This window comes from Neisseria sp. GT4A_CT1 (assembly GCF_000227275.1).
In the GTDB taxonomy this organism is placed as follows: domain Bacteria; phylum Pseudomonadota; class Gammaproteobacteria; order Burkholderiales; family Neisseriaceae; genus Neisseria.
This window is the reverse complement of sequence record NZ_JH164965.1, coordinates 388,769-397,857: the sequence shown is the minus strand read 5'-3', so window position 1 is coordinate 397,857 and position 9,089 is coordinate 388,769. Positions and strand designations below refer to the sequence as shown.

Sequence of the window (9,089 nt, the reverse complement as noted above, 5' to 3'; positions counted from 1 at the left end):
GGGATGCTCAGTTCGTCAAAACGGCAAAACAGGTTGAAATCGATGCGGGTGATGAGGCTGTGTTCGAGTTCGGGATCGGAGAGGCTGTGCCATTGTCCGAGCAGGATGGCTTTTGAACATGGACAACAGGGGATAGGCGGGACGGCCGCGGTGGTCTCGGAGGTAACGGGTTCTTTGACGATTCAGGTATTGTTCGATCGGCTGCCAATCAATCACCTGATCCAACTTCAATAGCGGGAAGCGGTCGATGTGTTTGGCGATCATGGCTTGTGCGGTTTGCTGGAAGAAGGTGCTCATGGAAAATCCCCTAAATGTCTTGGTGGGAATTTAGGGGATTTTGGGGAATTTTGCAAAGGTCTCGACCTTTTTGTCTGTCTTCTTCAACGTCTAACTTGAACAACTGACGCAAACCGGAATGCTGCCTTCGGGAGGCGGTTCGGCAAGGTCGGCGAACTCTGCCTGTTCGTCAAAGGGACGGGCGAGGCAGCAGCGCAGGCGTTCGATTTCGCGGTAATCGCCGTTTCTGGCTTGGGCGATGGCTTGTTCGGCAAGGTAGTTGCGCAGGATGTAGAGCGGGTTGGTCAGGTTCATGCGTATTGCGCGTTCGGCGGGATTGCTGTTTTCGGCGCGCAGGCGTTGGCGGTAGCGTCCGAGCCAGCGGATGAAGGCGGGCGGAACGCCGTTTTTGAAGGTTTGTTCGAGTTTGGGCGGAAGGGGTTCGCCGTGTGTATTGCTGACTCCGGACAGGTTTCTAAAAAACAGGGTGAAGTCGGTTTTTTGGTCTTGCAGGGCGGCGAAGAGGTCGGCGATAAGGCTTTCGTCGTCTCTTTTGTCTGCTTGCTGCAAACCGAGTTTGCGGCGCATTTTCTCTAAATAGGTCGTCTGAAAAACTTCTGTCCAGCCGTCGATGAGTTGCTCGAGGGTGTCGTGTGGGACGAGGGTGTCGAAGCAGGAGGCGAGGGCGGAGAAATTCCAATGGGCGACGAAGGGCTGGGCATTGTAGGCGTAGCGGCCTTGGGTGTCGGAATGGTTGCAGACGTGGCGGCGGTCGTAGTCGTCGAGGAAGCCGAAAGGGCCGTAGTCTATGGTCAGCCCCAATGCAGACATGTTGTCGGTATTCATCACGCCGTGGCAGAAGCCGACGCTTTGCCATGCGGCGACGGTATCGGCGGTACGGTTGCGGATTTGTTCCAACAGGGCGGCGTAGGGATTGTCGGCATCTCGGCAGTCGGGGTAGTAATGCCGGATGAGGTAGTCGGCAAGTTGTTGGATTTCGGCTTCGCGGCCGGTGTAATAGAAGTATTCGAAATGGCCGAAGCGCAGAAAGCTCGGGGCGATGCGGGTCAGGACGGCGGCGGTTTCGACGGTTTCACGATAAACGGGGTCGTCGCTGCCACACAGGGCGAGGGCGCGGGTCGTGGGGATGCCGAGACCGTGCATGGCTTCGGAACAGAGGTATTCGCGGATGGAGGAGCGCAAGACGGCGCGCCCGTCGGCAAAGCGGGAGTAGGGCGTTTTGCCTGCGCCCTTGAGCTGCCACTCTTGGCGTTGTCCCGCGGCATCGACGGAGTCGCCAATCAAGATCGCGCGCCCGTCGCCAAGGCGCGGGGTATAGACGCCGAACTGATGGCCACTGTAAACACTGGCAATGGGCGCGGGCGCGTATTGCGGCGCGTTACCGCTGAGGTAGGCAAGGTTGGCGGTCGTCTGAAAATCTGTATCCAAATTCAACTCTGCCGCCAAATCGGTGTTGAAGGCGACCCAGTAGGGCGCGGTCAGCGGCTCAGGGGAAACGCGGGAATAGAAAAACGGTGGGAGTTCGACGAACTGTTGGGTAAGCAGGGGGAGTGTGTGCATGGGATTCCTGACGGGCGCGGGCGGGTTTGTATAACGCGCGGGTATGTTTATTGTGTTTTAGAGTTGGATGCTGTGTGTTTGGTTTTCAAGCATTTTTAAAACAATGCCTGCTGCCGTTGTTTCAAATAATCTGCCAGCGGTTTGGGCAAACCGTAATCCGCCAGATTTTCGGGTTTCACCCAGAAGCGGTTATCTTTTGATGCGTTTTCAGAACGGGGCAGCGTGTCGGGCGAACTGATTTGCGCTTCAAACGGCGTAATCATCAATAAACGATGCGTCAGGCGGTGGGTGAGGGCGGGTTGCTCGGAAAGGTCGTCCCACGGGGAGACTGCGCACTCTGAAAAAATGCCGAGCTTTTCGGCGCAAGCGTATGTTTCGTTCAGGGTTTCAAAACACGGCACGCAATACAGCCCGCCCCAAATGCCTTTGGCGGGGCGTTTTTCCAGCAAGATTGCGCCGTCTTGGTTGCGGACAATCAGCCAGTAAAGCGGCAGGGTTTGCACTTCAAGGGCGGTTTTTTTGCGCGGCAGCTTGGCGATGCGGTTTTGCTTTTTCGCTTCGCAGATGTCCGCCATCGGGCATTGATGGCACAAGGGTTTTGTTCGTTTGCACACGGTTGCGCCTAAGTCCATCAAGCCCTGCGTATAGGCGGGCATATCGGCGTTTTCAGACGGCAGCAGGCTTTCGGCAAGCGTCCAGAGCGAGTTTTCAAATTTTTTGTCCTGCGGATTGCCGTCGCGGGCGAATACGCGGCAGAGTACGCGTTTGACGTTGCCGTCCAAAATGGTTTCGCGGCGGTTGAAGGCAAAGGCGCAAATAGCGGCGGCGGTGCTTCTGCCTACGCCGCAGAGGGTTTCCAAGTCTTTGCGCTCTGACGGAAACGTGCCGCCGAATTGTTCGACGACTTGTTGCGCGGCTTTGTGCAGATTGCGCGCGCGGCTGTAATAGCCCAAGCCCGCCCACAACGACAACACTTCGTCTTGCGGCGCGGCGGCAAGTGCCTGTACGGTCGGGAATTTTTCCAAGAAACGCGGATAGTAGTCCAACACGGTGGCAACCTGCGTCTGCTGGAGCATAATTTCGGAAAGCCAGACGCAATAAGGGTTTTGCACCTGCCAAGGCAGGTGGTGCCTGCCGTATTGTTTTTGCCAGCGGATGAGCAGTTCGGAGAAGGGGATGGGTGTGTTCATTAATATCAATCAGTGGTTTTATTTATATTGAAAACAAAATGTTATGGTATAACATTGTGAAAATAATTCTTATTGACTTATTTTTTTTAGGGGTATATAACTCATATAAGGAGACTTTATTGCAGTATTGAAATTATTTATCAACAAGCAAGGAGTATCAGCATGAAAGCAATGGTTTATCACGGCGCAAACGACATCCGTTTTGAAGAAAAAAACCGCCCGCAGATTATCGATCCGACCGATGCGGTGGTGAAAATCGTCAAAACCACGATTTGCGGTACAGACTTGGGTATTTGGAAAGGCAAAAACCCCGAAGTCGCCGACGGCCGTATTCTCGGCCATGAAGGCATCGGTATTGTAGAAGAAGTCGGCGAGGCTGTAAAAAACATTAAAGTCGGCGATAAAGTCATTATTTCATGCGTCAGCAAATGCTGTACTTGCGACAACTGCAAAATCCAACTCTATTCACACTGCCGCAACGGCGGCTGGATTTTGGGCTACATGATCGACGGCACGCAAGCCGAATACGTCCGCACGCCTTATGCCGACAACAGCCTTGTTCCGCTGCCCGACAATGTCAACGAAGAAGTCGCCCTGCTGTTGAGCGACGCCTTGCCGACCGCCCACGAAATCGGCGTGCAATACGGCGATGTCAAACCCGGCGACACCGTCTTCATCGCAGGCGCAGGTCCTGTCGGCATGTCCGCCCTGTTGACCGCCCAACTGTACAGCCCTGCTGCCATCATCGTCTGCGATATGGACGAAAACCGTTTGAAACTGGCGAAAGAATTGGGCGCAACCCATACCGTCAGCCCTGCTTCAGGCGACGTATTCAAACAGGTCTTTGCCATCGTCGGCGACGACGGCGTGGATTGCGCCATCGAAGCCGTCGGCATCCCCGCCACATGGAATATGTGTCAAGACATCGTCAAACCGGGCGGTCATATCGCCGTTGTCGGCGTACACGGTCAATCCGTTGATTTCAAACTCGAAAAACTCTGGATTAAAAACCTCGCCATCACAACAGGTTTGGTAAACGCCAATACCACCGAAATGCTGATGAAGGCAATTTCCAGCAGTGCCGTCGATTACACCAAAATGCTGACCCACCGTTTCAAATTCAGCGAATTGGAAAAAGCTTATGATGTGTTCAAACACGCCGCCGAAAACCAAGCCATGAAAGTGGTTTTGGAAGCGGATTGATTTGAAACAGATTATTGAGTTTTATAGTGGATTAAATTTAAATCAGGACAAGGCGACGAAGCCGCAGACAGTACAGATAGTACGGCAAGGCGAGGCAACGCCGTACTGGTTTAAAGTTAATCCACTATAAAAAGATAGAGGTCGTCTGAAAACAGATTTTCAGACGACCCCTTTATTTATGGGGCTGATGTTTGGTTCAAATGGAGCGATTTTTTAAAGTCCATTCACGATAAATCTTGCCGTTCCCATTTTCAGACGACCTTTCGCCATCTATCCGTAAATTTTTTCCCTCACATCAACCAAAGCCGCCAACGCTGAAGCGGCATTTACCGTTTCGGGCAGGTCGGCAGCCTCAAACGCTGTTTCCACTTCCGCCATCAGCCGTTCTGCTTTTTCCAGCAGTTCTTCGTAGGAGGATTCGCCGCGTTTGATGGCGAGCAGTTCGTCGCGGTTGGGGCGGCGCGGGCGGATTTCGCCGTGGCGGGCGATGTCGCGGGCGGTTTCGAGCAGGCGGAAGGTGTGCATCATGTTTTTGGCGTCGTAGCCCTGTCCGTGTGCCTGCGTGCCTTGGTAGCGCGTTTCGTTACGTTCCGCCAGCCATTGCTGATAGGAGGTGTATTCGCGGCAGTAGCTGCTGTATCCATCTTGGTTGAAGGAGAGGTAGGCAAGCGGGGTTTCGCCTTCGGGAACGGAGCTGAGGGAGAGGTTGGTGGCTTCGGGTTTGAGCGCGATGCCGTGGTAGCCGCGCATGCCGTCGGGGTCGTAAAACAGGGCGTAGAGTTCGCGGGCGTGGGCGATTTTGACCAAACCAACGCGCCGCTGCTCCATTCCGCGTTGCGAAAGCCAGTGCCGCAGCGGCACGGTTTGCGCGCCTTCTACGATGTGGCAGAAATCGAGCACGCTTTTCTTTTCAGACGACATCGGGTTGCTGATTTTCTTGTTCAGCCCGCGTGCTTTTTTGATTTGTCCGTAGGCGTATCCGGCGAAACTCTGACGGCAGGCTTTGGATACAAACCATTCGGTTTTGAACGCGTCCATCAGCGGCGAACGGTAGCGCACGCAGTCGGGCGGCGAGGCGAGCAGTTCCAGCGTGTTCGGGTTGCTTTGCAGCAAAAGCTCGATAAACCGCCCCAGTTCGTAATAAACGATGTCGTTGGTTTCGTTGCTGATTTGCGGGATGTATTCCATGCCGTAAAACATGGATTTGGGCAGGTAAAACACGCCTTTGATGTCGGTATCGGATTCGGGCGTTGCCAAACCGTAGGCGCGGCTGCCGGAAACGGCTTCGAGCAGAAGCAGGTTTTGTGTGTGCAAATCTTCGATGGTGAGCATTTTCAGACGACTTTCTGTTAGGTGGTTGGGCATTGAAAAGCAGCCTGCACGTTCAGGCTGCCTTTGGTGTGTGTCGGATTTGTGAATCCAATTTACGGCTGATGTTGGTTGGAATTATCAAGCGAAGGAAATCCAAGATTTTTATCCCCGTTCCAAGATAAATTTTCTTTTTTCCAGAAATCGGTGTGAGACAGAATAGCGCCAAGTTTAACCATAGCCAAATAAATAGCCTGCAACATATCTTCACCGATTGCCCTTCCCTCATCACAATAATCATATTTGCTTATTTTATATTGGCAAATATATGCTTTGTATTCGTCAGAAAAAAAGGGGAGATACATGGTAATTTCAACAGGCTCGCCATTTTCTGTATGTAATTCTCTATATCCTATGATTTTATGCATAAATTTATCCGTTTACCGCCACCAAAGTTTCACGGAACAATTCATTCAGCGGCCCGCTGTCGGCGGCTTGGGCGGCAGGGGCGGATAATTCGGAAACTTCGTTATATAAATCAACAGTCAATCGTTGCAATTCGGGCGACAGGGTATGCAGGTAACTTTCATCCTGTTCCGCCTTGATTGCCACTAAATCGGTAATTTGGACGGCGCAGTCCGTTTGCCATTCGCTCATCAGTTCCGCCAGCGTCATCGGCGGGATGCCGCCTTGTTTGACTGCCCACCGTGCCGCGAGCAGCGGACGCAAGACGTAAAACCATTTTTTCAGTTTGACGGGTTGTGCCAAATCCATGTTTCTCAAAGCGTTGCCCGCGATGCCGCGATAATGGTGCAGCAGCGCGGCGGCTTGGGCGTATTGCGGCGCAAGCGCGTTCAGACGGCTTGTGAAATCATCGTCCTGCGTATAAACCATCGGCGAACGCAGCCATTCGAGCAGCGTGGCATTGCTTTTCCGCAGCAGGCGCAACGCTTTGCGGATGTCCCAGCCGCCAACGTCAAACCATTGGTTTTCGATAAATTCAAACGTGTCTTTTGCTTCGTCGATTTGCAGATAATATGGCTGCGGACGGATATAAATGGCGCGCACGTCGTAATCGCTGTCGGGCGAGGCAAAGCCCCATGCGCGGCTGCCGCTCTCTACCGCCAGCAGGAAATGCAGAGGCTCGATATGGGCGATGTGGGTGAGTTTTTCTTGAATGGCTTGTTTCATGATGTTTCTTTTAATAGAGGTCGTCTGAAAACCCTAAAAACCGGTTTTCAGACGACCTTTGCTTTTGATGGATGGTTGATGTGGCCGAATCAATCTTTCAACCTGAATTCCGCAGAGCGTGCGTGGGCGGTCAGGCTTTCGCCGTGTGCCAACACGCTGGCGATTTTACCCAGTTTCTGCGCGCCTTGTTCGGAGACTTGGATCAGGCTGGAGCGTTTTTGGAAGTCGTAAGTGCCCAGCGGCGAGGAGAAGCGGGCGGTGCGGCTGGTGGGCAGGACGTGGTTGGGTCCGGCGCAGTAGTCGCCGAGGCTTTCGCTGGTGTAGCGTCCCATGAAAATCGCGCCGGCGTGGCGGATTTTTTTCGCCCATTCCTGCGGGTTTTCTACTGATAATTCCAAGTGTTCGGGGGAAATGTAGTTGGCGATTTCGCAGGCTTCGTCCAAGTCTTTGGCGAGTATCATCGCGCCCCTGTTGCCGAGCGAGGCTTCGATGATGTCGCGGCGGGGCATGGTTTCGATGAGGCGGTTCATGGCGGCTTGGACTTCGTCGAGATAGGGCTGCGACGTGCCGATGAGGATGGCTTGGGCGATTTCGTCGTGTTCGGCTTGGCTGAACAAATCCATCGCCACCCAGTCGGCGGGCGTGGTGCCGTCGGCGATGACGAGGATTTCAGACGGCCCCGCCACCATGTCGATACCGACTACGCCGAACACACGCCGTTTGGCGGCGGCGACGAAGGCGTTGCCCGGGCCGGTGATTTTATCGACCTGCGGTACGGACTCGGTGCCGTAGGCGAGGGCGGCAACCGCCTGCGCGCCGCCGACGGTGAAGACTTTAGTAACGCCCGCGACGAAGGCGGCGGCAAGTACAATGTCGTTGCGTTCGCCTTTGGGCGTGGGGACGACCATGATGATTTCTTTCACGCCTGCGACATGGGCGGGCATGGCGTTCATGATGACGGAACTCGGATACGCCGCTTTGCCGCCGGGAACGTAAATGCCGACGCGGTCGAGCGGTGTAATCTGTTGTCCCAACCGCGTGCCGTCTTCGTCTTCGTACGTCCACGATTCCATTTTTTGGCGTTGGTGGTAGCTTTCGACCCGTGCGGCGGCGATTTTCAAGGCGGTTTGAATTTCTGGCTGCAAACGCTCAAACGCTGCCTGCAAATCATTTTGCGTCAGGATGAGGTCGGCTATGGTTTGGGCGGATGTGCCGTCGAAGCGGTTGGTGTATTCGATGAGTGCCACATCGCCGCGCTTCTGCACATCGGCGCAGATGTCGGCAACGATGCGGTCGATTTCGGGATTTTGCGCGGTCTCAAAAGCCAGTAGGGCTTTGAGTTCGATTTGGAAATCGGGCGATTGGGTGTTGAGTTTTTTCATGATTTGGTTTTCTCCTTTGATATTTTTGGACTTGGGGTCGTCTGAATATTTTCTTGTTCAGTCTCGGTTTTGGGTCTGATATACGCTTTTTCTCCCCCGCTACCAAACTTCAATTCGGGCAGGCATTTTTGTTGCAGGCCGAGTTTGGCCAATACTTTTTTGCTGCACGAGGCGGTATGGAAACGGTAACGGGTTTGTTTTCTGCCGTTTTTGGTTTCTTCAAGCGTTTCGAAACCGTCCACCTCATACGCGCTAACAACAGCGTTTTGCAGTCCGGTGTGAACGCCGATAATGTATTTCACTTTGGACGCGGCATCTTTGCCGATAACCCAGTTGCCCAACGTGCGCGATTTGAGGTTGGCATCGTCTTGGTTGTCGAAACGGTAGTCCGATTCTTCGTCGGTATCCAAGTCTAACGCGTCTTGGATTTTGACGGCGAGAATCAGGCCGTCGGGATTAAGGCCGTCAAGCGGGCAGGGCGTGAATTTGAAGCGGTCGTCGAGTTCTTCCGCGCTGATGCCGCCTGCGCCGCATCCGGCAGATTGGTTTTTGAATTTTTTGCCGACAACGGATTTGACGAAATGAATCAGGGCAGTTTCGGCGGCTTGCGCTTCGGCTTCGGTGAGATGATAGCTGATGATATGGCGGCCGAGTTTCTTGCATTTGGCGATGGCTTTGCGTGCCGGTACGTCAATGTCGCCGTCTTGTGAACGGGCGGCCTGTTCATGTTCGAAGATGCGGTTGTCGCAGCCTTTGCCGATGTAGAGGATTTTGTCTTTTTTCAGGTCGGTCAGGCAATAGACGTAAAACCGACGTTCGCCGTTATTCAAAACGGACAGGGTTGAATCTGAAAATTTTTTTATTTTTGCAACCATTTTAAATCCTCCTATACAGTTTACTGCCGGTGGTATTTTCAGACGACCTGTCGGCGGAAGCGGCTAGGGTCGTCTGAAAACGC

Annotated in this window: 9 protein-coding genes; 1 reads left to right on the top strand and 8 read right to left on the bottom strand. The window is 53.6% G+C overall.

The features are described from left to right. The 3 genes from HMPREF1028_RS15380 to mutY all read right to left on the bottom strand — a co-directional run. Positions 1–104, bottom strand: a 104-nt coding sequence (locus HMPREF1028_RS15380; RefSeq protein ID WP_232203795.1) for a transposase, incomplete at its 3' end; no start/stop codon positions are given. A gap of 283 nt (positions 105–387) precedes the next feature. Then, positions 388–1,857 (bottom strand): protein adenylyltransferase SelO, encoded by a 1,470-nt coding sequence (locus HMPREF1028_RS04500; protein ID WP_009311617.1) that lies wholly within the window; start codon positions 1,855–1,857, stop codon positions 388–390. A gap of 95 nt (positions 1,858–1,952) precedes the next feature. Further along, positions 1,953–3,047, bottom strand: coding sequence for an A/G-specific adenine glycosylase (mutY, locus tag HMPREF1028_RS04495; protein ID WP_009311616.1), 1,095 nt, complete (start codon positions 3,045–3,047; stop codon positions 1,953–1,955). A 162-nt stretch (positions 3,048–3,209) separates the two neighbouring features. Between mutY and HMPREF1028_RS04490 the strand changes: the two genes are divergently transcribed. Beyond that, positions 3,210–4,250 carry a zinc-dependent alcohol dehydrogenase family protein gene (locus HMPREF1028_RS04490; protein WP_009311615.1) on the top strand — a complete coding sequence of 347 codons (1,041 nt, stop codon included), beginning with the start codon at positions 3,210–3,212 and terminating at the stop codon, positions 4,248–4,250. A gap of 270 nt (positions 4,251–4,520) precedes the next feature. Here HMPREF1028_RS04490 and HMPREF1028_RS04485 read toward each other — a convergent pair whose 3' ends face one another. The 5 genes from HMPREF1028_RS04485 to HMPREF1028_RS04465 form a co-directional block, all read right to left on the bottom strand. Further along, positions 4,521–5,582: a nucleotidyltransferase domain-containing protein gene (locus HMPREF1028_RS04485; protein ID WP_036529090.1), complete on the bottom strand. Its 1,062-nt coding sequence runs from the start codon at positions 5,580–5,582 to the stop codon at positions 4,521–4,523. Positions 5,583–5,674: 92 nt separating this feature from the next. Beyond that, positions 5,675–5,986 carry a hypothetical protein gene (locus HMPREF1028_RS04480; RefSeq protein WP_009311613.1) on the bottom strand — a complete coding sequence of 104 codons (312 nt, stop codon included), beginning with the start codon at positions 5,984–5,986 and terminating at the stop codon, positions 5,675–5,677. 4 nt (positions 5,987–5,990) lie between these two features. Continuing rightward, entirely contained in the window at positions 5,991–6,749 is a 759-nt protein-coding gene (locus HMPREF1028_RS04475) for a nucleotidyltransferase domain-containing protein (protein ID WP_009311612.1), read from the bottom strand. An 89-nt stretch (positions 6,750–6,838) separates the two neighbouring features. Then, entirely contained in the window at positions 6,839–8,131 is a 1,293-nt protein-coding gene (gene hisD / locus HMPREF1028_RS04470) for a histidinol dehydrogenase (RefSeq protein ID WP_009311611.1), read from the bottom strand. Then, entirely contained in the window at positions 8,128–9,006 is an 879-nt protein-coding gene (locus HMPREF1028_RS04465) for an endonuclease (RefSeq protein WP_009311610.1), read from the bottom strand. Before HMPREF1028_RS04465 ends, hisD begins: the two co-directional genes overlap by 4 nt. Positions 9,007–9,089: the final 83 nt, after the last annotated feature.